Here is a 26411-nt window from a genome sequence, read left to right on the forward strand (position 1 = left end):
GCTTTTAAGTCATGGGACTCGAAGAAAAGCTGCCGAGCGGTTTCCTGCTGACCACCGTCGAGCAGGCCGCGGGCTGGGTACGCAAGGCGTCCGTCTTCCCCGCCACCTTCGGCCTCGCCTGCTGCGCCTTCGAAATGATGACGGCGGGAGCGGGCCGGTACGACCTGGCGCGGTTCGGCATGGAGGTCTTCCGCGGTTCACCGCGCCAGGCCGACCTGATGATCGTCGCCGGCCGGGTCAGCCAGAAGATGGCGCCCGTCCTGCGGCAGGTCTACGACCAGATGCCCAACCCGAAGTGGGTGATCTCCATGGGCGTCTGCGCCTCCTCGGGCGGCATGTTCAACAACTACGCCATCGTCCAGGGCGTCGACCACATCGTCCCGGTCGACATCTACCTGCCCGGCTGCCCGCCCCGCCCCGAGATGCTGTTGGACGCGATCCTCAAGCTCCACCAGAAGATCCAGTCCTCCAAGCTCGGCGTCAACGCCGAGGAAGCGGCCCGCGAGGCGGAGGAGGCGGCGCTCAAGGCTCTGCCCCTGATCGAGATGAAGGGGCTGCTGCGGTGAGCGACGCGAACGGCCACAACGGGGCCAACCCCGAGAAGGACCTCGCCACCGACAACCTCCCCGGCCAGCGCGGCCAGGGCGGCGAGGAGATCCGTGTCCAGCGCGGCATGTTCGGCGCGAACAACGGCGGCGACACCTCCGGCTACGGCGGCCTGGTCCGCTCGGTCCGGCTCCCGGGACCGGCGACCCGTCCTTACGGCGGCTGGTTCGACGAGGTCGCCGACGAACTGGAGGGCGCCCTGGAGGAACAGGGCCTGCTGCCCGGCAACGCCATCGAGAAGACGGTCGTCGACCGCGGCGAGATCACCTTCCACATCGAACGCGAGCACCTGCCGCGCGTCGCCCGCACCCTGCGCGACGACCCCGCGCTCCGGTTCGAGCTGTGCACCGGCGTCAGCGGCGTCCACTACCTCCACGACAAGGGCCGTGAGCTGCACGCCGTCTACCACCTGCGCTCGATCACCCACAACCGGCTGATCCGGCTGGAGGTCAGCGCCCCGGACGCCGACCCGCACATCCCGTCCCTGGTCTCGGTCTATCCGACCAACGACTGGCACGAACGGGAGACCTACGACTTCTTCGGGATCGTCTTCGACGGTCACCCGGCCCTGACCCGGATCCTCATGCCCGACGACTGGCAGGGCCATCCGCAGCGCAAGGACTACCCCCTCGGCGGCATCCCCGTCGAGTACAAGGGCGCCCAGATCCCGGCTCCGGACCAGCGGAGGTCGTACTCGTGAGCACACAGTCAGCATCCGCCGCGTCGACCGCCTCGGCGCGCGAGACCACCGAGGGCACCGTGTACACGGTCACCGGTGGCGACTGGGACGAGATCGTCCAGTCCGCGGCCCGCGCCGACGACGAACGCATCGTCGTCAACATGGGTCCCCAGCACCCCTCCACCCATGGGGTGCTCCGGCTGATCCTGGAGATCGACGGCGAGACCGTCACCGAGACCCGCTGCGGCGTCGGCTATCTGCACACCGGCATCGAGAAGAACCTCGAGTACCGCACGTGGACGCAGGGCTCCGCCTTCGTCACGCGCATGGACTACCTGACGTCCTTCTTCAACGAGACCGCCTACTGTCTCGGCGTCGAGAAACTCCTCGGCATCGAGGACCAGGTCCCCGACCGCGCGACGATCATCCGGGTGCTCCTGATGGAGCTGAACCGGATGTCCTCGCACCTGGTCGCCATCGCCACCGGCGGCATGGAGCTGGGTGCCACCACACTCATGATCTACGGATTCCGTGATCGTGAAATGATTCTCGACCTCTTCGAGCTGGTCACCGGCCTGCGGATGAACCACGCGTACGTCCGCCCCGGCGGACTCGCCCAGGACCTGCCGCCCGGCGCGGTCGACCAGATCCGCGAGTTCATCAAGAAGATGCGGAAGAACCTCCCCGAGTACGACAAGCTCGCCACCGGGAACCCCGTCTTCAAGGGCCGTATGCAGGGCATCGGCTATCTGGACCTGGCCGGCTGCATGGCCCTCGGCGCCACCGGGCCCATCCTGCGGGCCACCGGCCTGCCGCACGACCTGCGCAAGTCCCAGCCCTACTGCGGCTACGAGAACTACGACTTCGACGTCGCCGTCGCCGAGACCTGCGACGCCTACGGCCGCTTCCTGATCCGCCTGGAGGAGATGCGCCAGTCGCTCAGGATCGTCGAGCAGTGCCTGGACCGGCTCCAGCCCGGACCGGTCATGGTCGCCGACAAGAAGATCGCCTGGCCCGCTCAGCTCGCCCTGGGACCGGACGGACTCGGCAACTCCCTCGACCACATCAAGAAGATCATGGGCACCTCCATGGAAGCCCTGATCCACCACTTCAAGCTGGTCACCGAGGGCTTCCGGGTCCCGCCCGGACAGGTCTACACGGCCATCGAGTCACCCAAGGGCGAACTCGGGGCGCACGTCGTCTCCGACGGCGGCACCCGCCCCTACCGGGTCCACTTCCGCGACCCGTCCTTCGCCAATCTGCAGGCCATCGCGGCGATGTGTGAGGGCGGCCAGGTGGCCGACGTCATCGTCGTCATCGCGTCCATCGACCCGGTACTGGGAGGCGTCGACCGGTGAACACCTCTTCTTCGGAGCGGGGCGTCAGCCTGGGCATGCCCGAGCTGCCCGCGCCCGCGTATCCGGACGACGTCCGGGCCCGACTGGAGACGGACGCGCGCGACATCATCGCGCGCTACCCCGACTCCCGGTCCGCGCTGCTGCCGTTGCTGCATCTCGTGCAGTCGGAGGAGGGACACGTCACGCGCACCGGGATGCGGTTCTGCGCCGACGTACTGAAGCTGACCACGGCGGAGGTCACCGCGGTCGCCACCTTCTACACCATGTACCGGCGCAAGCCCTCCGGCGACTACCAGGTGGGCGTCTGCACCAACACCCTGTGCGCGGTGATGGGCGGCGACGCCATCTTCGAGACCCTCCAGGAGCACCTGGGCGTCGGCAACGGCGAGACCACCGACGACGGCAGCGTCACCCTGGAGCACATCGAGTGCAACGCGGCCTGCGACTTCGCGCCGGTCGTGATGGTCAACTGGGAGTTCTTCGACAACCAGACCCCGGCGAGCGCCCGGCGCCTGGTCGACGACCTGCGCGCCGGCCGGGACGTCGAGCCCACGCGCGGGGCCCGGCTGTGCACCTTCAAGGAGACCGCGCGGATCCTGGCCGGCTTCCCCGACGAGCGGCCCGGGGCCGTCGAGGAGAGCGGAAGCGCCGGACCCGCGTCCCTGGTGGGCCTCCGCCTGGCCAGGGGAGAGTCCGCACCCGCGCGCGTGGTCCATCCGCGCCCGGGTCCGCAGGACCGGACGGTGCACGAGCCGTCACCGGCCGAGCACCTCAGTTCCCATGATGCGCCGCAGGAGACCTCGGCCTCCGACCCGTCGCACCCGGCAGGGCCTGCCGCCGAGGAGGGGGAGTGATGACGGTGGTACCCGACCTCAAGGACACCAGCCCCGAGAAGCTGCTCGCACCCGTGCTGTCGGCCTTCTGGGACGAGGACCGGTCCTGGTCCCTGGACGTCTACCGAAGGCACGAAGGATACGAGGGGCTCCGCAAGGCGCTCGCCATGTCTCCGGACGACCTGATCGCCTACGTCAAGGAGTCCGGTCTGCGCGGCCGTGGTGGCGCGGGATTCCCGACCGGGATGAAGTGGCAGTTCATTCCGCAGGGAGACGGCAAACCGCACTATCTGGTTGTCAACGCCGACGAATCGGAGCCCGGGACCTGCAAGGACATCCCGCTCCTCTTCGCGAACCCGCACAGCCTCATCGAGGGCATCGTGATCGCGTGCTACGCCATCCGGTCGTCGCATGCCTTCATCTACCTGCGTGGTGAAGTCGTCCCCGTCCTGCGGCGGTTGCACGAGGCCGTGCGCGAGGCCTACGCGGCCGGCTACCTCGGCGAGAACATCCTGGGCAGCGGTCTCGACCTGAACCTCACCGTGCACGCCGGCGCCGGCGCGTACATCTGCGGTGAGGAGACCGCACTGCTCGACTCGCTCGAAGGCCGCCGTGGTCAACCGCGACTGCGTCCCCCCTTCCCGGCTGTCGAAGGGCTCTACGCCTGCCCGACTGTTGTGAACAACGTCGAGTCCATCGCCTCGGTTCCCGCCATCCTGCAAAAGGGCAAGGACTGGTTCAGGTCGATGGGGAGCGAGAAGTCACCCGGCTTCACGCTCTACTCCCTCAGCGGCCATGTCGCCAGCCCCGGCCAGTACGAGGCACCGCTCGGCATCACCCTGCGCCAGCTCCTCGACATGAGCGGCGGAATCCGCACCGGCCACCGCCTGAAGTTCTGGACGCCGGGCGGCTCCTCGACGCCCATGTTCACCGACGAGCACCTCGACGTCCCTCTCGACTACGAAGGAGTGGGGGCCGCCGGTTCCATGCTCGGCACCAAGGCCCTCCAGTGCTTCGACGAGACCACCTGCGTGGTGCGCGCCGTCACCCGCTGGACCGAGTTCTACGCCCACGAGTCCTGCGGCAAGTGCACCCCGTGCCGCGAAGGCACCTACTGGCTGGTGCAGTTGCTGCGCGACATCGAGGCAGGCAAGGGCGTGATGTCCGACCTCGACAAGCTGAACGACATCGCCGACAACATCAACGGCAAGTCCTTCTGCGCCCTCGGCGACGGCGCCGCGTCCCCCATCTTCTCCTCACTGAAGTACTTCCGCGAGGAGTACGAACAGCACATCACGGGCCGGGGCTGCCCCTTCGACCCGGCCAAGTCGACGGCCTGGGCGGACCGCCCGGAGGTGAACGCATGACCGTGACCACGAGTTCCCCCTCCTCAGGGGGAACGGCGGCGGTCCCGCCGCAGGACCTCGTCACGCTGACGATCGACGGCGTGGAGATCAGCGTGCCCAAGGGCACCCTGGTCATCCGCGCCGCCGAGCAACTCGGCATCGAGATCCCGCGCTTTTGCGACCACCCCCTGCTGGACCCGGCCGGTGCCTGCCGCCAGTGCATCGTCGAGGTCGAGGGCCAGCGCAAGCCCATGGCGTCCTGCACGATCACCTGCACCGACGGCATGGTCGTGAAGACCCATCTCACCTCCCCGGTCGCCGAGAAGGCCCAGCACGGGGTGATGGAGCTGCTGCTCATCAACCACCCCCTGGACTGCCCGGTCTGCGACAAGGGCGGCGAGTGCCCGCTGCAGAACCAGGCGATGTCCCACGGCAACACCGAGTCCCGTTTCCACGGCAAGAAGCGCACCTTCGAGAAGCCCGTCCCGATCTCCACCCAGGTGCTCCTCGACCGCGAACGGTGCGTGCTGTGCGCGCGCTGCACCCGGTTCTCCAACCAGGTCGCCGGCGACCCGATGATCGAGCTCCTGGAACGCGGCGCGCTCCAGCAGGTCGGCACCGGCGAGGGCGACCCGTTCGAGTCGTACTTCTCCGGGAACACCATCCAGATCTGCCCGGTGGGCGCGCTGACCTCGGCGGCGTATCGCTTCCGCTCCCGCCCCTTCGACCTGATCTCCTCGCCGTCCGTGTGCGAGCACTGCTCGGGCGGCTGCGCCACCCGCACCGACCACCGGCGCGGCAAGGTCATGCGGCGGCTCGCCGCCAACGACCCCGAGGTCAACGAGGAGTGGATCTGCGACAAGGGACGCTTCGCGTTCCGCTACGGGCAGCAGAAGGACCGCCTGGAGACCCCGCTGGTCCGCAACGCCCAGGGCGTGCTCGAACCCGCCTCCTGGCCGGAGGCGCTCGACGCGGCCGCCCAGGGACTGGCCGCCGCCCGCTCCCGGGCCGGCGTCCTCACCGGCGGCCGGCTCACCATCGAGGACGCCTACGCGTACAGCAAGTTCGCGCGCGTGGCGCTCGACACCAACGACATCGACTTCCGCGCGCGCGTGCACAGCGGCGAGGAGGCCGACTTCCTGGCCGCGCGGATCGCCGGCCGCGGCCGCGATCTCGACGGCACGGGCGTCACGTACACCGCCCTGGAGAAGGCGCCGGCCGTGCTGCTGGTCGGGTTCGAGTCCGAGGAGGAGGCGCCCGGCGTCTTCCTGCGGCTGCGCAAGGCCTGGCGCAAGCGCAAGCAGAAGGTGTTCTCCCTCGCCACGCACGCCACCCGCGGCCTGGAGAAGACCGGCGGCACGCTGCTGCCGGCCGCCCCCGGCACCGAGACCGAATGGCTGGACGCCCTCGCGGGCGGCGTCGGCCTGGAGGAGCCCGGCACACAGGCCGCCGAGGCGCTGCGCGCCGAGGGCGCGGTCATCGTCGTGGGTGAGCGGCTGGCGTCGGTCGTCGGCGGCCTGACCGCCGCCGTACGGGCCGCCACCGCCACCGGCGCACAGCTGGTGTGGATCCCGCGCCGGGCCGGGGAGCGCGGCGCGATCGAGGCGGGCGCGCTGCCGTCGCTGCTGCCGGGCGGCCGCCCGGCCACCGACCCACGCGCGCGTGACGAGGTCGCCGCCGCTTGGGGCGTGTCCGAACTCCCGCTCCGCTACGGCCGCGACACCGGCCAGATCGTCGAGGCCGCCGCCCGCGGCGAACTGTCGGCCCTCCTGGTGGCCGGCGTCGAGGTCGCCGACCTGCCCGATCCCACGCGCGCGCGTGCGGCCCTCGAGGCCGTCGGTTTCCTGGTGTCGCTGGAGCTGCGGCCCAGCGAGGTCACCGAGCGCGCCGACGTCGTCCTCCCGGTCGCCGCCGTCGCCGAGAAGGCCGGCACCTTCCTCAACTGGGAAGGCCGGGTGCGGTTCTTCGAGGCCGCGCTCAAGCCCGAGCAGATGACCCGGCGGCTGGCGCCCACCGACGCGCGCGTGCTGCAGATGCTCGCCGACGCCATGGACGTCCACCTCGGCCTGCCCGACCTGCGCACCACGCGCGCGGAACTCGACCGGCTCGGCGCCTGGGACGGGCCGAAGGCCTCCGAACCGCTGGAGACGGCCGGACCGCTGCCGCGGCCGGCGGCCGGAGAGGCCGTGCTCGCCGGACACCGGCTCCTCCTCGACCAGGGCGTCCTCCAGGAAGGCGACGAGGCCCTCGCCGGCACCCGGCACACCGCCCACGCGCGCCTGTCCGCCGCGACCGCCGCCGAAGCCGGCATCGACAACGGCGACCTCGTCGCCGTCACCTCGGCCGCCGGCACCGTCGAACTCCCGCTCAGGATCACCGAGATGCCCGACCGCGTGGTCTGGCTCCCGCTGAACTCCGTGGGCGGCGGCGTCGCCTCCGACACCGGGGCGCTGCCCGGCTCCCTCGTCCGTATCGGCCCGGCGGCCACCGCCGGTGAGGCCCCCAAGGAGGTGGAGGCATGAACCCGTACCTCGCTGCTGAAGACCTCTCCATGTTCGGCCGCGACCCCTGGTGGCTGGTCGTCATCAAGGCGGTCTTCTGCTTCGCCTTCCTGATGGTGACCGTGCTGATCTCCATCGTCATGGAGCGCAAGGTCATCGCCTGGATGCAGCTGCGCATCGGCCCCAACCGGCACGGCCCCTGGGGCATGCTCCAGTCGCTCGCCGACGGCGTGAAGCTGATGCTCAAGGAAGACCTCATCGTCAAACGCGCGGACAAGGCCGTCTACATCCTCGCGCCGATCGTCGCGGCCATCCCCGCGTTCATGGCCATCGCGGTTATCCCGTTCGGACCGGCCGACAACCAGGTCTCGATCTTCGGCCACCGCACCACGATGCAGCTCACCGACCTGCCGATCGCGATGCTCTACATCCTCGCGGTCGCCTCCGTCGGCATCTACGGCATCGTCCTCGCCGGCTGGAGCTCCGGATCCACCTACCCGCTCCTCGGCGGCCTGCGCTCCTGCGCGCAGATGATCTCCTACGAGATCGCCATGGGCGCCGCGTTCGCGTCGGTGTTCCTGTACTCGGGCTCGATGTCGACGTCCACGATCGTCGCCCAGCAGCAGGGCCGCTGGTACATCGTGCTGCTGCCGGTCTCGTTCATCCTCTACGTCGTCACCATGGTCGGCGAGACCAACCGCGCCCCCTTCGACATGCCGGAGTCCGAGGGCGACCTGGTGGGCGGCTTCAACACCGAGTACTCGTCGATCAAGTTCGCGATGTTCATGCTCGCCGAGTACGTCAACATGGTGACCGTCTCGGCCGTGTCGACGACGCTGTTCCTCGGCGGCTGGCGGGCCCCCTGGCCGCTCAGCACCGTCTGGGCGGGCGCCAACCACGGCTGGTGGCCGATGCTCTGGTTCGTCGCCAAGGTCGTGCTGCTGCTGTTCGTCTTCGTCTGGCTGCGCGCCAGCCTTCCGCGGGTGCGCTACGACCAGCTGATGAAGCTCGGCTGGAAGGTCCTCATCCCGGTCTCGGTCGTCTGGCTGATGCTCGTCGCCACCGTACGGACCCTCCGCAACGAGAACTACGACTTCGCCGACATCGCCCTCTACGTCGGCGGCGGAGTCCTCGCCCTGCTGCTCCTGTCCTTCGTCGTCGACATGTTCCGCGACAAGGGCGGCAAGGAGGCCGCGCAGCCCGCCGCCGAACCGGTCGCGTTCGACCCGATGGCAGGCGGGTTCCCCGTGCCGCCGCTGCCCGGGCAGGAGCTGCCGCCGGTGCCCCGGCGCAGCCCGCGCCGGGAGCGGGAGCTGATTGTCAGTGGCGGGCCGGACACTGTCAGTGACGGATCTACGGATGGAAAGGAGGCGTCCGATGGCTGAGGAGCCCAAGGAGACCGAGCCCGGTTTCCTGAATCCCGTCGCCGGCTTCGGCGTGACCTTCAAGGCCATGTTCAAGAAGCGGCTGACCGAGCAGTACCCGGAGCAGAAGAAGACCACGGCCCCGCGGTTCCACGGACGGCACCAGCTCAACCGCCATCCGGACGGCCTGGAGAAGTGCATCGGCTGCGAACTGTGCGCCTGGGCCTGCCCCGCCGACGCCATCTACGTGGAGGGCGCCGACAACACCGACGAGGAGCGTTACTCGCCGGGCGAGCGCTACGGCCGCGTCTACCAGATCAACTACGCCCGCTGCATCCTGTGCGGCCTGTGCATCGAGGCGTGCCCCACGCGCGCGCTCACGATGACCAACGAGTTCGAGCTCGCCGACACCAGCCGCGCCAACCTCATCTACACCAAGGAGCAGCTGCTCGCCGGCCTGGAGGACGGCATGGTCGACAGCCCGCACGCGATCTTCCCGGGCACCGACGAACAGGACTACTACCGGGGCCTGGTGACCGAGGCCGCGCCCGGGACCGTCCAGCAGGTGGCCGTCTCGAAGGGCGAGAAGCCGGACGAAGAGGGGGTGGAGGCATGATGGGCCCGCAGCTCGCCGCCTACACCACCTCCACCGGGGAGGCCTTCCAGTTCTGGGTCCTCGGCACCGTCGCCGTGATCGGCGCCCTGGGCACCGTCCTCATGAAGAGGGCCGTGCACAGTGCCCTCTGCCTCGCCGGCACCATGATCGTCCTGGCGGTGTTCTACCTCGCCAACGGCGCCTACTTCCTGGGCATCGTGCAGATCGTCGTCTACACCGGCGCGATCATGATGTTGTTCCTCTTCGTGGTGATGCTGGTCGGCGTGACCGCCGCCGACTCCCTGACCGAGACCATCAAGGGCCAGCGCTGGCTGGCCCTTCTGTGCGGGGTCGGCTTCGGCGTCCTGCTCTTCGCGGGCATCGCCAACGCCTCCCTCAAGAACTTCAACGGCATCGGCCAGGCCAACGCCAACGGCAATGTGGAAGGCCTCGCCGCCCTCATCTTCACCAAGTACGTCTTCGCCTTCGAGATCACCGGCGCCCTGCTCATCACCGCGGCCGTCGGCGCCATGGTGCTCACCCACCGTGAGCGCACCGAGCGCGCCAAGACCCAGCGCGAGCAGTCCGAACAGCGCGTCCGCGACGGCAAGCACCTGCCGCCGCTGCCCGCCCCCGGCGTCTACGCCCGGCACAACGCCGTCGACATCGCCGGCCTGCTGCCCGACGGCACCCCGTCCGAGCTCACGGTCAACAAGACGCTGCGCGACCGCGGTCAGATCCGTGACGTGTCCGCGGAGGCCCTCAACGACCTGCGGGCCCTGGAACAGCGCGCCGAGGAACGGCTGGAGCGGACCCCGATCGAGCCGGAGAACCTCAAGCGGCCCGAGGAGGCGTCGAAGTGAACCCGGTCTACTACCTCTATCTCGCCGCCCTGTTGTTCACGATCGGCGCCACCGGTGTGCTGATCAGACGGAACGCGATCGTCGTCTTCATGTGCATCGAGCTGATGCTCAACGCCTGCAACCTCGCGTTCGTCGTCTTCTCCCGGATGCACGGCAATCTCGACGGCCAGATCATCGCCTTCTTCACGATGGTCGTCGCCGCCGCGGAGGTCGTGGTCGGGCTCGCGATCATCGTGTCGCTGTTCCGTACCCGCCACTCGGCCTCGGTCGACGACGCCAGCCTGATGAAGTTGTAAGGGGTCGCTGAATCGTGGAGAACCTGATTGCGCTGCTGATCGCGGCGCCCCTGCTCGGAGCGGCCGTCCTGCTGGTCGGCGGCCGCCGCCTGGACGGCGTGGGCCACTGGATCGGCACGCTCCTGTCGACGACCTCCTTCGTGTTCGGCGTGATCCTCTTCGCCGACCTGCTGGGCAAGGACCCCGAACACCGCACCCTGATGCAGCACCTGTTCACCTGGGTCCCGGTCGCCGGCTTCCAGGCGGACGTCACCTTCCGCCTCGACCAGCTGTCGATGACGTTCGTCCTGCTGATCACCGGCGTCGGCTCGCTCATCCACCTGTACTCGATCGGGTACATGGAGCACGACGAGCGCCGCCGCCGCTTCTTCGGCTACCTCAACCTGTTCCTCGCGGCGATGCTGCTGCTCGTCCTCGCCGACAACTACCTGCTGCTGTACGTCGGCTGGGAGGGCGTCGGTCTCGCCTCCTACCTGCTGATCGGCTTCTGGCAGCACAAGCCCAGCGCGGCCACCGCCGCGAAGAAGGCGTTCCTGGTCAACCGGGTCGGCGACATGGGCCTGTCGATCGCGATCATGCTGATGTTCACGACGTTCGGCACGTTCGCCTTCGGCCCGGTCCTCAGCCACGCGACCGACGCCTCCGAGGGGAAGCTCACCGCGATCGGCCTGCTGCTGCTGCTCGCCGCCTGCGGCAAGTCCGCCCAGGTACCACTGCAGTCCTGGCTCGGGGACGCCATGGAGGGCCCGACCCCGGTCTCGGCCCTCATCCACGCGGCGACCATGGTGACCGCCGGCGTCTACCTCATCGTCCGCTCCGGAGCGGTCTTCAACGCGGCCCCCGACGCGCAACTGGTCGTCACCGTCGTCGGCGCCGTCACGCTCCTGTTCGGTGCGATCGTCGGTTGCGCGAAGGACGACATCAAGAAGGCCCTCGCCGGCTCGACCATGTCGCAGATCGGCTACATGGTGCTCGCCGCCGGCCTCGGCCCGATCGGCTACGTCTTCGCGATCATGCACCTGGTGACGCACGGCTTCTTCAAGGCCGGGCTGTTCCTCGGCGCGGGCTCCGTCATGCACGGCATGAACGACGAGGTCGACATGCGCAAGTACGGCGGCCTGCGCAAGTACATGCCGGTCACCTTCATCACCTTCGGCCTCGGCTACCTCGCCATCATCGGCTTCCCGGGCCTGTCCGGCTTCTTCTCCAAGGACAAGATCATCGAGGCGGCGTTCGCCAAGGGCGGCACCGAGGGCTGGATCCTCGGCGCCTGCGCCCTGCTCGGCGCGGCCATCACCGCCTTCTACATGACGCGCGTGATGCTGATGACGTTCTTCGGCGAGAAGCGCTGGCAGCCCGATGAGCACGGTCATGAGCCGCACCCGCACGAGTCCCCGAAGGTCATGACCATCCCGATGATCGTCCTGGCGATCGGCTCGGTCTTCGCCGGCGGCTTCTTCAGCATCGGCGACCGCTTCCTGCACTGGCTGGAGCCGATCACCGGCCACAGCGAGGGCGACTCCCCGATCAGCGCGGGTGTCGTCACCGGCGCCACCATGGTCTGCCTGATCATCGGCGTCGGCATCGCCTACCTGCAGTACGGTCGCCGTCCCGTCCCCGCCGTCGCCCCGCGCGCCTCGCTCCTCACCCGAGCGGCCCGCCGCGACCTCCTCCAGGACGACTTCAACCACGTCGTCCTGGTCCGCGGCGGCGAACACCTCACCCGCTCCCTTGTATATGTCGACCACACCCTGGTTGACGGCGTCGTCAACGGCACGGCGGCGGGCTTCGGTGGGCTGTCCGGCCGGCTGCGCAAGCTCCAGAACGGCTACGCGCGCTCGTACGCGGTCTCGATGTTCGGCGGCGCTGCCCTCCTGGTCGCCGCGACCCTGCTGATGAGGGCGGTCTGATACCGATGTCCTTTCCTCTGCTGACAGCGACGGCGGTGCTCCCCGCCGTCGGGGCCCTCGCCACGGCCGCCGTACCGGCCGCACAGCGCACCGCCGCGAAATGGCTTGCGCTGCTGGTCTCGCTCGGCACGCTCGTGCTGGCGATCGTCGTCCTGGTCCGCTTCGACCCGGGCGGCGCCCGCTACCAGCTCACCGAATCCCACGCCTGGATCAGTGACTTCGGCGTCCGGTACGAACTCGGCGTCGACGGCATCGCGGTCGCCCTGCTCGCACTGACCGCCCTGCTGATCCCGTTCATCATCCTGGCCGGCTGGCACGACGCCGACCCGCTGGAGACCGGAAGCAAGCGGTGGCGCCCCACCCAGGGCTTCTTCGCCCTGATCCTGGCCGTCGAGGCGATGGTGATCATCTCCTTCGAGGCCACCGACGTCTTCCTCTTCTACATCTTCTTCGAAGCCATGCTGATCCCGATGTACTTCCTCATCGGCGGCTTCGGGGACCGTGCCCACGCGGGCTCCGACGAGAACGCGGCGGCCCAGCGGTCGTACGCCGCCGTGAAGTTCCTCCTCTACAACCTGGTCGGCGGCCTGATCATGCTGGCCGCGGTGATCGGCCTCTACGTGGTCGCCGGGAACTTCTCCCTCGCCGAGATCGCGCAGGCCCGCGCGAACGGCTCGCTGCACATGGCGACCAGCACCGAACGCTGGCTGTTCCTCGGCTTCTTCTTCGCCTTCGCGGTGAAGGCGCCGCTGTGGCCGCTGCACACCTGGCTGCCCAACGCCATGCAGGAGTCCACCGCCCCGGTCGCCGTGCTCATCACGGCGGTCGTCGACAAGGTGGGCACGTTCGCGATGCTCCGCTTCTGCCTCCAGCTGTTCCCGGAAGCATCGAAGTGGGCGACACCCGCCATCCTCGTCCTCGCCGTGATCAGCATCATCTACGGCGCGCTGCTCGCCGTCGGCCAGCGGGACATCAAGCGCCTGGTCGCCTACGCGTCCATCTCGCACTTCGGCTTCATCATCCTGGGCATCTTCGCGATGACCAGCCAGGGCCAGTCCGGCGCCACCCTCTACATGGTCAACCACGGCATCTCCACGGCCGCGCTGATGCTGGTCGCCGGCTTCCTGATCTCCCGGCGCGGCTCGCGGCTCATCGCCGACTACGGCGGTGTGCAGAAGGTCGCCCCGGTGCTCGCCGGCACCTTCCTGATCGGCGGCCTGGCCACCCTGTCGCTACCGGGACTCGCCCCCTTCGTGAGCGAATTCCTGGTCCTGGTCGGCACGTTCACGCGCTACCCGGCCATCGGCATCATCGCCACCTTCGGCATCGTCCTCGCCGCGCTCTACACCCTCGTCCTCTACCAGCGGACGATGACGGGCCCGGTGAAACCGGAGGTCTCCGCGATGTCCGACCTACGCGCGCGTGAACTCGTGGTCGTCACCCCGCTGATCGTCCTGCTGATCTTCCTGGGCGTCTACCCGAAGCCCGTCACGGACATCGTCAACCCGGCGGTCAAACAGACCATGTCGGACGTACACAAGACCGACCCCAAGCCCGCAGTGGAGGCGGCCAAGTGAGCGCAGCAGCCGTCCACAGCCTGTGGACAACCGCGGCCGAGCCGATCTCGAAGATCGACGCGCCGAAGATCGAATACGGACAGTTGTCCCCCACCCTGATCGTGCTCGGCGCGGCGCTCGTCGGGGTGCTCGTCGAGGCGTTCGTCCCACGCAAAGCCCGCTACTACGCGCAGGTCTTCGTCTCCGCCGTCGCCCTGTGCGCGGCCTTCGCGGCGGTCGTCGCACTCGCCGCGGACGGATACGGCACCACCAAGGCCCACATCGCCGCGATGGGCGCCATCGCCGTCGACGGACCGTCCCTGTTCCTGCAGGGCACGATCCTGCTGGCCGGCCTCCTCGGCCTGTTCACCTTCGCCGAACGCCGCCTCGACCCGGCCGCCCACGGCAACCGCGTCGACTCCTTCGTCGCACAGGCCGCCTCCGTACCCGGCAGCGACAGCGAGAAGGCCGCGGTGAAGGCCGGTTTCACCACGACCGAGGTCTTCCCGCTGCTCCTCTTCGCGGTCGCCGGCATGCTGGTGTTCCCCTCGGCCAACGACCTGCTGACGCTCTTCGTCGCCCTGGAGGTCTTCTCCCTCCCGCTCTACCTGATGTGCGCCCTGGCCCGCCGCAAGCGCCTCATGTCCCAGGAAGCCGCGGTCAAGTACTTCCTGCTCGGCGCCTTCGCCTCCGCGTTCACCCTGTTCGGCATCGCCCTGCTGTACGGCTACGCCGGCTCGGTGTCGTACGCCACCATCTCCCAGGTCGTCGACGGCACCGTCACCAGCATCGACCCCGCCCTCGCCGGCACCATGGGCAACGACGCACTGCTCCTGATCGGCACCGCGATGGTCGTCATGGGCCTGCTCTTCAAGGTCGGCGCGGTCCCCTTCCACATGTGGACGCCCGACGTCTACCAGGGCGCGCCCACCCCGGTGACCGGCTTCATGGCCGCGGCGACCAAGGTGGCCGCGTTCGGCGCGCTGCTGCGCCTGCTGTACGTCGTCCTGCCCGGCCTGCGCTGGGACTGGCGGCCGGTCATGTGGGGCGTCGCCATCATCACCATGCTGGGCGGTGCGATCGTCGCGATCACCCAGACCGACATCAAGCGACTGCTCGCCTACTCGTCGATCGCGCACGCCGGATTCATCCTCGCGGGTGTCATCGCGACCTCGAAGGACGGCGTGTCGTCCGTCCTGTTCTACCTGGCCGGGTACTCCTTCGTGACCATCGGCGCCTTCGCCGTGGTCACCCTGGTGCGCGACGCCGGTGGCGAGGCCACCCACCTGTCCAAGTGGGCCGGCCTCGGCCGTCGCTCACCGCTGGTCGCGGCCGTCTTCGCGGTGTTCCTGCTGGCCTTCGCGGGTATCCCACTGACCTCCGGCTTCGCCGGGAAGTTCGCCGTGTTCAAGGCGGCGGCGGAAGGCGGGGCGGCCCCACTGGTCGTCGTCGGTGTGATCTCCTCGGCGATCGCCGCGTTCTTCTACATCCGCGTGATCGTGCTGATGTTCTTCAGCGAGCCCAGGCCCGACGGGCCCACGGTCGCCGTCCCGTCACCGCTGACCATGGCGGCGATCGGCGTCGGCGTCGCGGTCACGCTGGTACTCGGTGTGGCACCGCAGTACTTCCTGGACCTGGCGAGCCAGGCGGGAGTCTTCGTGCGCTGACCCCTCCCGTGCGGCCGTGGGCCCCGGTTCCCCGCCAGGAGCCGGGGCCCACGCGCGCGTGCGCGGCACAGGGGCCACAGGGTTACGGGGGATACGGGGCCGCAGGGATACGGGCTACCGGCGAGTCACCACGCCGGCCGCGGCTACGGGCAGGTCACCGTCGGGTTCCACGGCGCGAACAGACCGCTCGGGTTGTCCTTCCAGATCCAGGCGCGCAGCGTGTACACGGAGCCGACACCGGGCAGCGTCGCCGGGCCCTGGAACGTCTGTCCGAACAGCGTCGGCGCGGTCGTAGCGCTGCCGGCGCGCACGATCCACTCCACCCCCACCAGGGCACGGCCGCCGTCGCTGTCGGTCTCGTACAGGAGACCAGCGGGCTCGGCCGGGTCGAGGCTGCCGACATGGGCGGCGTTCACGTAGTGGTAGCCCGCGCCTCCCTTGCCGGTCGCGGCGTCCTTGGTGCAGTCGCCGGCGCGCGTGTACCCGTCCGTGACCGCGAACGGCTCGTACTGGTAGTCCGCGGTCGCCGTGTACGTCGGGGTCACATCCGTCCACACGAACGGGTCGGCCTCGGGGACAGGAGTCGCGTCGGCGGGAACCGAGGCCAGAGCGAACGGCACGGCCAGCGCCAGAACGGCGCCGGCGGTGCGGGACCTGAGAGACATCCTGATGCTCCTTGGGGCGGAAGAGGCACGCGAGTGCGGCGCCTCCGTACAACGCGGGCCTCCCCGGTCCCGCCCGTGCAGCATGGCCCGCGCCGCTTCCGGGCCGCCACGCGAGGACGGCCAAAGGACTGAGGACACCGCCCGACGGGGGACCTCGCCCCCGACCCCTCCCCGATCCCCTGCCCGCGTCCGTCCCCATGCCCGTCCCCGCGTTCCTTTCCCGGGCGGCGGGCCTGTGGATAACTCCGGCGCTGTCGGTCCGTGCCCCTATCGTGGAGGCAGTGGTCGAGGGACGACGTACGGGGGACACGACGATGGGTGGGACGGGCGGAACCGACGAGATGCCAGGGACGACCGAGCCGCCGGGGACGCGGCAGACGCCCGGACCGGCGGACAGCGAGGCACTGGCCACGCTGCACAGGGTTTTCGGGTACGACGCCTTCCGGGGCGAGCAGGAATCGATCATCGAGCATGTGGTGGCCGGCGGAGACGCCGTCGTCCTCATGCCCACCGGCGGCGGAAAGTCGCTGTGCTACCAGATCCCCGCCCTGGTCAGACCCGGTACGGGCATCGTGGTCTCACCGCTCATCGCGCTCATGCAGGACCAGGTGGACGCCCTGCGCGCCCTCGGCGTGAACGCCGGGTTCGTCAACTCCACCCAGGACTTCGACGAGCGACGCGTGGTCGAGGCCCAGTTCCTCGCCGGAGAGCTCGACCTGCTCTACCTGGCGCCGGAGCGGCTGCGCCTGGACTCCACGCTGGACCTGCTCGCCCGCGGCAAGATCGCCGTCTTCGCGATCGACGAGGCGCACTGCGTCTCCCAGTGGGGCCACGACTTCCGCCCCGACTATCTGGCGCTCTCCCTCCTCGGCGAACGCTGGCCGGACGTCCCGCGCATCGCGCTCACGGCCACCGCGACCCACGCGACCCACGAGGAGATCACCCAGCGGCTGCACATGCCGACCGCCCGGCACTTCGTGGCCAGCTTCGACCGGCCCAACATCCAGTACCGGATCGTCCCCAAGGCCGACCCCAAGAAACAGCTGCTCACCTTCCTCCGCCAGGAACACGAAGGCGACGCGGGCATCGTCTACTGCCTTTCCCGCAAGTCGGTCGAATCCACGGCCGAATTCCTGACCCGCAACGGCGTGGAGGCCGTCCCCTACCACGCCGGCCTGGACGCCGGCACCCGTGCGGCCCACCAGTCCCGCTTCCTGCGCGAGGACGGCCTGGTCGTGGTCGCCACCATCGCCTTCGGCATGGGCATCGACAAACCCGACGTCCGTTTCGTCGCCCACCTCGACCTGCCCAAGTCCGTCGAGGGCTACTACCAGGAGACCGGCCGCGCCGGCCGCGACAGCCTGCCCTCCACCGCCTGGATGGCCTACGGCCTCAACGACGTCATACAGCAGCGCAAACTCATCCAGTCCGGCGAGGGTGACGAGGCGTTCCGCCGCCGCGCCCAGGCGCACCTCGACTCGATGCTCGCCCTGTGCGAGACCGTCCAGTGCCGGCGCGGGCAACTGCTCAAGTACTTCGGACAGGACCCCGCCCCGGAGGGCTGCGGCAACTGCGACAGCTGCCTCACCCCACCGGAGACCTGGGACGGCACCGTCGCCGCCCAGAAGGTCCTCTCCACGGTGGTACGACTGCAGCGCGAACGTGGACAGAAGTTCGGCGCCGTCCAGATCGTCGACATCCTGCTCGGCAAGCGCACCGCCAAGGTCATACAGTTCGACCACGATCAGCTGTCCGTCTTCGGTATCGGCACCGACCTCGACGAAGGCGAATGGCGGGGCGTCGTCCGGCAGTTGCTCGCCCAGGGGCTGCTGGCCGTCGAGGGCGAGTACGGCACGCTGGTGCTCACCGAGGCCAGCGGCACGGTACTGAGGCGGGAACGGGAGGTTCCGCTCCGCAAGGAGCCGAAGAAGCCCGTGCTCTCCCGGTCCTCCGGGACGTCCGGGACCTCCGGCAAGGGCAAGGCGAAAGCCGCTGCGGCAGAGCTGCCCGAGGACCTGCTCCCCGCATTCGAGGCACTCCGCGCCTGGCGTGCCGAACAGGCCCGCGAACAGGGCGTACCGGCATACGTGATCTTCCACGACGCCACGCTCCGGGAGATCGTCGGCCGGTGGCCCGAGTCGATCGCCGAACTGGCCACCGTCGGCGGCGTCGGCGAGAAGAAGCTCATCACCTACGGGGAGGGCGTGCTCGGAGTGCTGGCGTCCCTGAAGACACCGTCCTCACCTGCCTCCGGCCCCGCCCCCGCGACAGCCGGGACCGGGGACGAGGACCACTGGCCCGAGATGGACGCGGAGCCGGAGCCGGAGGACTGGATATAGCCCGATCCGGCCCCGGCACGGGGGCCCTGCTCAGAGCCCCCGCGCCGCATACGCCCTGACATCCGCGTCCGAATCCGCCGTCGCCGTGGCCAGCGCCGCGCGGGCCTCCTCGGCACCGGAATGCCGGGTCAGGGCGAGAACGGCCGCCTTGCGGACGTCGGCGTTCGGATCAGCGAGCGACTTGGCGAGGGCGGGCACCGCCACGGCGGCACCGGCCGCACCCAGCGCCCGGGCGGCACCGACACGCACCTGCCAGGCGGGGTCGGCCAGCGCGGCCACGGCACTCCCGGCCAGCGGCGGCGGGCAGCCGACGCCGGCCAGCGCCTCGTAGGCGGCGCCGCGAACCAGTACGTCGGGGTCACCGGCGAGGGCGGTGAGGGCGTCCAGGACACCGTCCACCTGAGCGACGGCCCCGGCGGCTCCCACTGTCCCGAGGGCCTTCGCCACCGTCACCCGTACCTCCCGGGACGGATCGGCGACGGCGTCGGCCAAGGCCTCGGCGGCGTCCACCGAGACCAGCGCCCGCACCGCCTCGATCCGCACCGCCGGATCGGCGTCGGACAGAGCGGCGGCGAACAGACCGACATCGCCCAGGCGCAGCGCCCGCAGCACGTCCAGCGCCGCGGCCCGGACGACCGGGTCGGCCACCGCGAGCGCGCCGGCCAGGGCTTCCCGCAACGCCGGCTCGGGCGGAAGCGTCTCGACCAGCTCGCGCAACGAGGCCGCGGCGACCGAACGCACCCCGCCATCGGGATCAGCCAGCGCACCGGCCAGCGCCCGCCCGGTGCCCACCGGAGCCGTCTCCGTCAGCACCGACACGGCGGTACGGCGGACCGAGGCATCGAGATCAGTCAAATAGGGCTCAAGGGCAGCGAGTTCGGGCTCCTCCTCGGCAAGGGCGAGGAGCTCCAGAAGACGGGGCGAGGCCGGCTCGGCCCGGTCGGGCTCCACGGCCCGGACGGCGCCGGCCGCCACCGGCCCCGTGGCCACCGGCGGCACATCACGGGCACCGGCCGTGGCCACGTCCAGCGGACGCACCTCGCCGATGTGCCGGGACGGACCGCCGACCGGGGCGAACTCCTCGACCGGCACCAGATACGGAGCCACGGGACGAGCCGTGAACTCCATCCCACCAGAGGAGGACTTGTGCAGATCGAGATGGTGGAACCAGGAGGCATCGTCGCGCTCGGGGTGATCGAGCCGGTCGTGGTAGAGACCCCAACGGGACTCCGTACGAGCAAGCGAGGCACGAGCGGCCATCTCCGCGCAGTCGCGGATGAAACTCACCTCGGCGCAGCGCATCAGCTCATGCGGGGTGCGGGCACCCATGGCGGCGATGTCGTCCCGCATCCGCTCGAAGGACTCCAGGGCGAGGGAAAGCCGGGCCCCGGACTTCGGCGGAGCCACGTAGTCGTTGACGAAGCGGCGCAGCTTGTACTCGACCTGGGTCTGCGGCGGACCGTCCGGGTTGTGCAGCGGACGGTAGATCAACTCGTGCGCCTCACGCACCTGATCGGCAGGCAGCTCCCCCTCGTACGCCGCGTACTGGGAGGCGTCCGCGCCGGCGAGGTCCCCGAAGACGAACGCGCCGATCATGTAGTTGTGCGGAACGCACGCCAGGTCACCGGCGGCGTACAGCCGGGGAACGGTCGTACGGGCATGGTCGTCGACCCGGACCCCGGAGGCGGAGTGCCCGCCGCACAGGCCGATCTCGGAGATGTGCATCTCGACGTCATGGGTCCGGTAGTCGTGACCCCGCCCGGAGTGGAACGTGCCACGGGTGGGCCGCTCCGTGGAGTGCAGGATGGACTCCAGGGCGGAGACCGACTCCTCGGGGAGATGACTCAGCTTCAGGTAGACCGGGCCGCGGTCGGAGGCGACCTCGGCGGCGAACTCCGCCATCATCTGCCCCGACCAGTAGTCGGAGTCGACGAACCGCTCACCGTGCCGGTTGACCTGGTAACCGCCGAACGGGTTGGCGACGTACGCGCAGGCAGGCCCGTTGTAGTCCTTGATCAGGGGATTGATCTGGAAACACTCGATCCCGGTCAACTCGGCACCGGCGTGGTAGGCCATGGCGTAACCGTCACCGGCGTTGGTCGGATTCTCGTACGTCCCGTACAGGTAGCCGGAGGCGGGCAGCCCCAGCCGCCCGGCCGCCCCGGTCGCAAGAACCACCGCACCCGCGCGGACGGTCACGAACGCGCCGGTGCGGGTGTTGAATCCCACCGCGCCCACCGCGCGCCCCTGCGCCGTCAGCACCCGCACCGGCATCACCCGGTTCTCGATACGGATCCGCTCCCGCATCTCACGACGCCGCAACTGCCGGTACAGGACCTTCTTGACATCCTTGCCTTCCGGCATCGGCAGTACGTACGAACCGGAGCGATGCACCTGGCGGACCGCGTACGCGCCATGCTCGTCCTTCTCGAACTTGACCCCGTACGACTCCAGGCGCTGGACCATGGCAAAACCACGCGTCGCCGTCTGCCGGACCGTGGACTGGTCGACGATCCCGTCGTTGGCACGGGTGATCTCGGCGACGTAGTCGTCGGGCTCGGCACGCCCCGGGACGACCGCGTTGTTGACGCCGTCCATCCCCATGGCGAGCGCCCCGGAGTGCCGGACATGGGCCTTCTCCAGGAGCAGCACGTTCGCACCGCGCTCGGCGGCGGTCAGGGCCGCCATGGTGCCGGCGGTACCACCGCCGACGACAAGAACGTCACAGGTCAGTTCCACGACGTCGGTGACGGCGGGAATCTCCAAGGGGGCGGGCGCGGGGGCGTTCGCGGGGGTCGTCACCGGGATGCCTTTCAGATGCCGAGCGAGGAGAGGACGGCGCGGCGCAGGGCCACGCGGGCCGGGTCGTCCAGGGCGCCCCGGTCACGGGGACGCGGAACGTCACATACGGAGGCCACACGGCCGGCGGCGAGCAGAGCGACCCGGTCGCCGAGGAAGAGCGCCTCGTCCACGTCATGGGTGACGAAAACGACGGTCGCACCCGTGCCGCCCAACACCTCCACCAGCAGGTCCTGCATGCCGGAACGGGTCTGGGCATCGAGCGCGCCGAACGGCTCGTCCATGAGTACGGCCCGGGGCGAACCCGCCAGCGCCCGCGCCAGCTGCGCCCGCTGGCGCTGCCCACCGGACACCCGGTGCGGCAACTGCCCGGCCTGCGCGGCCAGTCCGACCCGGCCCAGCCAGGAATCGGCCTGCGAGCGGCGCTCGGAGCGCCCAACTCCCGCGATGGCGAGCGGCAGTTCGACATTGCCCCGCAACGTACGCCAGGGCAGCAGCGCGTCCTCCTGGAAGACCAGCGCCCGATCGGCAGACGGCCCCGTCAACGGTTCGCCGTCCTGCTCGACCGTCCCGGCCAGCGGCGACAGCAGCCCGGCGAACGTCCGCAGCAACGTCGACTTGCCGCATCCCGACGGGCCCACGACAGTGAGGATCTCACCGGGACGGACAGCCAGCTCGACATCGCGCAGCACCGCCGCGTCCGGACGGCCGAGCACGGCCGCGCCCAGGGTGAGCCCGGCCCCTCGCGCTAGCGCCGGGCCGGCGACCTCAGACGAAGTGCTCATCGCGCGCCTCCTGATCGGTGTCACTGCGGCCCTGCTGCTGGGCATCGGCCTGCTTCTGGGACTCGCCGTCGGCCACCACTACGACCGGTGCGGCGACGGCGGTCACCGGAGTGCGGGGCCGGCCGCCGGGGACGTACGACGCCCGGGGCAGCCAGCGGGTCAGACGCCGGCCGAGGAGCTCGACGGCCGTGGAGGTGACCCAGCCGAGCACACCGATGGTGACCATCCCGACGAACACACCCGGGTAGTTGACGATCGTGTAGTCCTGCCAGGTGCGGTAACCGACGCCGTACTGGCCGGAGATCATCTCGGCGGAGATCACACAGATCCACGAGACACCGATACCGACCGACAGACCACCGAAAATGCCGGGCAGCGCACCCGGCAGCACGACCGAACCCAGGATCCGCCACCGGCCACCGCCCATGGTGCGCACCGCCTCCTCCCACACGGGGGTGAGGGCGCGCACCGCGTGCCGGGTGGAGACCAGGACCGGGAAGAAGGCGGCGGTGCAGGTGATGAAGACGATGCCCTGCTCATTGGAGGGGAACAGCAGGATCGCGACGGGTACGAGAGCGATCGCCGGGATCGGGCGGATCACCTCCAGGACCGGGCCGAGCAGATCCTCGGCGAGGCGCGAGCGTGCCACGAGCACGCCCACAGCCACACCCAGGACGGCGGCCAGCAGGAAGCCGGTGAGGATCCGGGTGAGACTGTCGGTGAGGTCCGTCCAGTAGTCGCCGCGGGAGACCCGGTCGGCGAAAGCATGAGCTATGTCGGTGACCGTCGGGAACTGCGAGAAACGCAGCCATAGGTCGACCTTGAAGCTGGTCAGCAACTGCCACAACCCGAGGGCGGCGGCCAGCGACGCCACCCGCAGGACGTACCGGCTCACGACGCCCGCCGCAGCGCGTCGGCGTAGCTGACGACCTCAGCGCCGCCGTGTGCGGCGACGTACGCTTGCGCGGTCGCCCGGGTCACGAACGGCAGCACCTGCTCGCCGTCGGCCACCCACACCGCCTTGTCGGCGAACCAGAGCGTGCCGGTGGTGGCGTCGGGTACGTAAGCGGCGCGAATGCCGTCACTGTGCTTGGTGACATACGTGAGCAACTCCTTGGGGGAGTTGAAGCTCGTCGTTTTCTCGCTTCCCTTGGGCCACACCTCGCTCGCGGACGCCGCCGGCGTGGCGGCGAGCCGCTTGGTGTAGTCGGAGCTGCCCAGGGCCTTCTTCACGTACTGGTCGTCGACGAACGAGTCCACGTCCACGTCACCGGTCAGCTCGGCGGCCTTGAGAACCGACACGTCCTGCTTCAGCGCGGAGACGAGCGCGGGCTTGACGGCGGGGTCGAACGTGGCGATGCCGTGCGCGCCGTTGTAGAGGTAGACGACCTCGGCGGGCAGATCGGTCGCATCGGCGACCTTCTCGGCGGCGGTCACCGGGTGGGCGTTGAGGTAGTCGGTGGCCTCCGCCTGGGCCTTGAGGAACGCCTCCAGGACGGCGGGCCGCTGCTTCGCGAAGTCCTCGCGGGCGGTGACGCCGTGGAAGGTGGGGAGGTTCAGTTGGGCGCCGTCGTACAGCGCCTTCGCCTTGCCCTGGTAGGCGAGCAACCCCGGCCAGGCCACGAACTGCGACAGCGCGTCCACGCTGCCCGCCGTCAGTGCCGAAGCGCCCACCGCAGGCTGCTGGTTGAGTTTGGAGATGCCTTTGTCCGGGTCGATGCCGACACGCTGCAGGGCACGGACCAGGGTGCCGTCGGCGGCGGAGCCGATGCTCGTCGAGACCTTCTTGCCCTTCAGGTCCGTCAGCGAGGTGAGCTTGGAGTCGGTTGCGGTGACCACGGTGTTGAGGCCGCCGCGCAGGTTGTAGCCGGTGACGGAGACCAGACGCGTGGGCTGCCCGAGCTGTTTGCCGCGGGCCGCGTTGAGCAGTAGTGGGAAGTCACCCATCGAGCCGATGTCGATCTTCCCGGCGGTCATCTGCGCGGTGATCGGTGCGCCCGTGGCGTAGTCCTGCCAGTCGACCTTGTAGGTATGGCCGTCATGGAGGGCGTTGAGCTGCTGCTCGAAGTAGCCGAGGGAACGCAGCAGGGTGCCCGCCGTGACGGTGTTGATGGTCTTGGACTGGTAGCCGACGGTGATGGTGACCGTCTTGCTGTCGCCCGCCACGGCGCTGCCGCCGCAGGCGGTCAACGGCAGCAGAAGGAGGGCTGCGGATGCGGCGATCGCTTTGCGTTTCATGGGAGTTGTGGGCCTCTCACCGGAGCAGATAGGGCATGTTGACCGTCACGGCTCCGGTGGGGCAGCGGGCCGCGCACGGGCCGCAGTACCAGCACTCGTCCACGTGCATGTAGGCCTTGCCGTTGCTCTCGTCGATGGCGAGGGAGTCCAGCGGGCACATGTCCACGCAGAGCGTGCAGCCGTCGATGCACTTCGACTCGTCGATGGTCACGGGCACGTCGGCCCGCTGGGGCGCCAAAGGCATGGCTGTCTCCAGGAAACGGGTCAAGCGGAAGGGGTCAGAGGGAGCGGCGAAGGAGGCCGCTCATGGTGATGCGGTCGCCGCGGAAGCGGATGAACTCCAGGTCGACGGGCCGGCCGTCGGCGAGGTGGGTGAGCCGTTCCAGCATCAGGACGGCCGCTCCGCGCGGGGCCTGGAGTACGGCGGCGGAGTGTGCGTCCGCGTTCACCGCTTCCAGGGTGATCTCGGCGTGGCCCAGGGGCTGGCCGGTGATCGACTCCAGGAGCCGGAAGACGTCGTTGTTCTCCAGGTCGGCGCCGAGGAGCGCGGTGCCGATGTCGAGGGGGATGTAGGTGAGGTCGAGGGAGAGCGGGAGGCCGTTGAGTCGGCGCAGGCGTTCGATGTAGAGGACGTCGGCGCCGGGCGGGACGCGGAGGCGTTCGGCGACGGGGGCGGGTGCCGGGGCGGGGCCCATGGTGCGGACCTCGTTGGTGACCTGGCCATGTTCGCGGAGGGTTTCCGCGAGGCCCATCAGACGGTCGAGCCCGTGTGGGTATTTCCGGGCGACGACCACGGTGCCCACGCCGGGGAGGCGGTCCACCAGGCCTTCCGCCCGCAGCAGGTCCAGGGCCTGGCGGACGGTGTTGCGGGTGGCGCTGTAGTCGGTGGCGAGAGTGGTCTCGTGGGGGAGGCTGCCGTCCGGGAAGGCACCGGCGAGGATCTGGTGGCGCAGAAGGTCGGCGAGCTGCCGGGCCTGGTCCGCACGCAGCCGGCGACGCGTCCGGTGGGCGGCGACCGTGGTGGCGGCGCCCTGACCGGCGTGGTCTCGGATGCGGTCGGTGGCTGGCATGGCTCGAACCATACCCAGGAGGTAGGGAATGGGGTGTTGCCGGATTGTTGCGCCACCTGAGACCTCATCGGACACGCCGCTGAGCTGGTGCTTCGAGGCGGTGTGGCGGAGATCTGCCACCAGGGTGCGGGTTCGTTCACTCGCGCACCCCGGGGCCGTGGCGAAAGTAGATCTTGGATGATCAGGCCCGTGAGGGCGCGGCGGTCTCACGGAAAGCCAGTGGGCTCGGCTGGTACCGGACTTCAGTCCTCGACGACGACTACCGTGCCGTCAGAAGGCTGGGCCCGGATCGTGGTGCGGGCCTGCTCGATCCACCCCGCCACGTTCTTGGCGCCGCAGCTCTCGGCGACCACTTCCGCCTCGTCGAGGTGATGGAGCGCGACCGATCTGTTCCCGGTCTCGGCCGCGAGATAGGCCAGTGCCACCAGGCCGGCCGCTTCCCCGGGCCTGAAGCCGATCTTCCGGCGTAGCGACACCGACTCGGTCAACCGTTCACGGGCCTGGTCGAAGTCGCCCGCGTCCCGGTCGGTGAAGCCGAGATGGCGTATCGCATAGGACATCGTCATCCGGTCGTCGACGGATTTCGCCAGCGCGTACGACTGCTCGAAGTACGGCCTGCCGGTGGTGCCGTCGCCCTTCACCACCTGGTGCCAGCAGCCGATCCAGAACAACGCGCCCGCCTCGCCCGACGCGTCCCCCAGCCGCTGGTACAGCTCGGCCGCACGCTCGAACAGCACCAATTCCTGGCCGTTCTCCTCGCGGTCGTTCAGGAAGCGCACATGCAGTACCTTGCCCCGTGCCATGGAGAGCGGCGCCTCGACAGCGTCCAGCACATCGTCGGAACGGCCCAGCGCGGATGTGTCGCCGCCGAACATCGCCGCTTCGAAAAGCTCTCCCGTATGCGCGACCCAGTCCTGCCCTTGCATGTCCTGTTCCTCCCC

General features: G+C 69.7%; 22 protein-coding genes. 14 read left to right on the forward strand and 8 right to left on the reverse strand.

Going from position 1 to position 26411, the window contains the following annotated elements:
• The first annotated feature begins 11 nt into the window (after nucleotides 1–11).
• From AB0D59_RS13610 to nuoN, 13 genes are read left to right on the forward strand one after another with little or no spacing between them, the layout of a single operon-like run.
• Nucleotides 12–566 carry an NADH-quinone oxidoreductase subunit B family protein gene (locus AB0D59_RS13610; protein WP_362564462.1) on the forward strand — a complete coding sequence of 185 codons (555 nt, stop codon included), beginning with the start codon at nucleotides 12–14 and terminating at the stop codon, nucleotides 564–566.
• Nucleotides 563–1306 carry an NADH-quinone oxidoreductase subunit C gene (locus AB0D59_RS13615; RefSeq protein WP_362564463.1) on the forward strand — a complete coding sequence of 248 codons (744 nt, stop codon included), beginning with the start codon at nucleotides 563–565 and terminating at the stop codon, nucleotides 1304–1306. The genes AB0D59_RS13610 and AB0D59_RS13615 overlap by 4 nt, the downstream gene beginning before the upstream one ends.
• On the forward strand, nucleotides 1303–2643 hold the full coding sequence (locus AB0D59_RS13620) for an NADH-quinone oxidoreductase subunit D (protein ID WP_362564465.1): 1341 nt from the start codon (nucleotides 1303–1305) through the stop codon (nucleotides 2641–2643). The genes AB0D59_RS13615 and AB0D59_RS13620 overlap by 4 nt, the downstream gene beginning before the upstream one ends.
• The gene (gene nuoE / locus AB0D59_RS13625) at nucleotides 2640–3497 is read left to right on the forward strand and encodes an NADH-quinone oxidoreductase subunit NuoE (RefSeq protein WP_362564467.1); all 858 of its coding nucleotides are present in this window, start codon (nucleotides 2640–2642) and stop codon (nucleotides 3495–3497) included. The genes AB0D59_RS13620 and nuoE overlap by 4 nt, the downstream gene beginning before the upstream one ends.
• Nucleotides 3494–4843, forward strand: coding sequence for an NADH-quinone oxidoreductase subunit NuoF (gene nuoF / locus AB0D59_RS13630; protein WP_362564468.1), 1350 nt, complete (start codon nucleotides 3494–3496; stop codon nucleotides 4841–4843). Before nuoE ends, nuoF begins: the two co-directional genes overlap by 4 nt.
• Nucleotides 4840–7344: an NADH-quinone oxidoreductase subunit G gene (locus AB0D59_RS13635; protein WP_362564470.1), complete on the forward strand. Its 2505-nt coding sequence runs from the start codon at nucleotides 4840–4842 to the stop codon at nucleotides 7342–7344. Before nuoF ends, AB0D59_RS13635 begins: the two co-directional genes overlap by 4 nt.
• Entirely contained in the window at nucleotides 7341–8708 is a 1368-nt protein-coding gene (gene nuoH, locus AB0D59_RS13640) for an NADH-quinone oxidoreductase subunit NuoH (RefSeq protein ID WP_362564471.1), read from the forward strand. Before AB0D59_RS13635 ends, nuoH begins: the two co-directional genes overlap by 4 nt.
• Nucleotides 8701–9303: an NADH-quinone oxidoreductase subunit NuoI gene (gene nuoI / locus AB0D59_RS13645; RefSeq protein ID WP_351693993.1), complete on the forward strand. Its 603-nt coding sequence runs from the start codon at nucleotides 8701–8703 to the stop codon at nucleotides 9301–9303. Before nuoH ends, nuoI begins: the two co-directional genes overlap by 8 nt.
• Nucleotides 9303–10145 (forward strand): NADH-quinone oxidoreductase subunit J, encoded by an 843-nt coding sequence (locus AB0D59_RS13650; protein ID WP_362564666.1) that lies wholly within the window; start codon nucleotides 9303–9305, stop codon nucleotides 10143–10145. The genes nuoI and AB0D59_RS13650 overlap by 1 nt, the downstream gene beginning before the upstream one ends.
• Nucleotides 10142–10441 carry an NADH-quinone oxidoreductase subunit NuoK gene (gene nuoK, locus AB0D59_RS13655; protein WP_046726439.1) on the forward strand — a complete coding sequence of 100 codons (300 nt, stop codon included), beginning with the start codon at nucleotides 10142–10144 and terminating at the stop codon, nucleotides 10439–10441. Before AB0D59_RS13650 ends, nuoK begins: the two co-directional genes overlap by 4 nt.
• 14 nt (nucleotides 10442–10455) lie before the next feature.
• A complete protein-coding gene (gene nuoL, locus AB0D59_RS13660) occupies nucleotides 10456–12351 on the forward strand; it encodes an NADH-quinone oxidoreductase subunit L (protein WP_362564473.1) in 1896 nt (631 codons plus the stop codon).
• A 5-nt stretch (nucleotides 12352–12356) separates the two neighbouring features.
• Nucleotides 12357–13928, forward strand: coding sequence for an NADH-quinone oxidoreductase subunit M (locus tag AB0D59_RS13665; protein ID WP_362564475.1), 1572 nt, complete (start codon nucleotides 12357–12359; stop codon nucleotides 13926–13928).
• Nucleotides 13925–15574, forward strand: coding sequence for an NADH-quinone oxidoreductase subunit NuoN (nuoN, locus tag AB0D59_RS13670; RefSeq protein ID WP_362564476.1), 1650 nt, complete (start codon nucleotides 13925–13927; stop codon nucleotides 15572–15574). Before AB0D59_RS13665 ends, nuoN begins: the two co-directional genes overlap by 4 nt.
• Before the next feature lie 143 nt (nucleotides 15575–15717).
• On the opposite strand, the gene AB0D59_RS13675 is transcribed toward nuoN, so the two are convergent.
• Nucleotides 15718–16239 carry a hypothetical protein gene (locus tag AB0D59_RS13675; protein WP_362564478.1) on the reverse strand — a complete coding sequence of 174 codons (522 nt, stop codon included), beginning with the start codon at nucleotides 16237–16239 and terminating at the stop codon, nucleotides 15718–15720.
• Between the two features lie 341 nt (nucleotides 16240–16580).
• Here AB0D59_RS13675 and recQ point away from each other — a divergent pair, with 341 nt between their 5' ends.
• On the forward strand, nucleotides 16581–18578 hold the full coding sequence (gene recQ, locus AB0D59_RS13680; protein WP_362564480.1) for a DNA helicase RecQ: 1998 nt from the start codon (nucleotides 16581–16583) through the stop codon (nucleotides 18576–18578).
• A gap of 30 nt (nucleotides 18579–18608) precedes the next feature.
• On the opposite strand, the gene AB0D59_RS13685 is transcribed toward recQ, so the two are convergent.
• The 7 genes from AB0D59_RS13685 to AB0D59_RS13715 all read right to left on the reverse strand — a co-directional run bounded on the left by AB0D59_RS13685 (nucleotide 18609) and on the right by AB0D59_RS13715 (nucleotide 26396).
• Complete coding sequence (locus AB0D59_RS13685) at nucleotides 18609–21380, reverse strand: fumarate reductase/succinate dehydrogenase flavoprotein subunit (RefSeq protein ID WP_362564481.1); 2772 nt, start codon at nucleotides 21378–21380, stop codon at nucleotides 18609–18611.
• An 11-nt stretch (nucleotides 21381–21391) separates the two neighbouring features.
• Nucleotides 21392–22162: an ABC transporter ATP-binding protein gene (locus AB0D59_RS13690; RefSeq protein ID WP_362564482.1), complete on the reverse strand. Its 771-nt coding sequence runs from the start codon at nucleotides 22160–22162 to the stop codon at nucleotides 21392–21394.
• A complete protein-coding gene (locus AB0D59_RS13695; protein ID WP_362564484.1) occupies nucleotides 22146–23057 on the reverse strand; it encodes an ABC transporter permease in 912 nt (303 codons plus the stop codon). Before AB0D59_RS13695 ends, AB0D59_RS13690 begins: the two co-directional genes overlap by 17 nt.
• Nucleotides 23054–24400, reverse strand: coding sequence for an ABC transporter substrate-binding protein (locus tag AB0D59_RS13700; RefSeq protein ID WP_362564485.1), 1347 nt, complete (start codon nucleotides 24398–24400; stop codon nucleotides 23054–23056). Before AB0D59_RS13700 ends, AB0D59_RS13695 begins: the two co-directional genes overlap by 4 nt.
• Before the next feature lie 16 nt (nucleotides 24401–24416).
• A complete protein-coding gene (locus AB0D59_RS13705; protein ID WP_010986276.1) occupies nucleotides 24417–24644 on the reverse strand; it encodes a ferredoxin family protein in 228 nt (75 codons plus the stop codon).
• A 34-nt stretch (nucleotides 24645–24678) separates the two neighbouring features.
• Nucleotides 24679–25470, reverse strand: a complete 792-nt coding sequence (locus tag AB0D59_RS13710; protein WP_362564486.1) for a GntR family transcriptional regulator — start codon at nucleotides 25468–25470, stop codon at nucleotides 24679–24681.
• A gap of 242 nt (nucleotides 25471–25712) precedes the next feature.
• Nucleotides 25713–26396 (reverse strand): tetratricopeptide repeat protein, encoded by a 684-nt coding sequence (locus AB0D59_RS13715; RefSeq protein ID WP_362564488.1) that lies wholly within the window; start codon nucleotides 26394–26396, stop codon nucleotides 25713–25715.
• Nucleotides 26397–26411 lie beyond the last annotated feature (15 nt).

Source organism: Streptomyces sp. NPDC048417 (assembly GCF_040651615.1).
Lineage (GTDB): Bacteria > Actinomycetota > Actinomycetes > Streptomycetales > Streptomycetaceae > Streptomyces.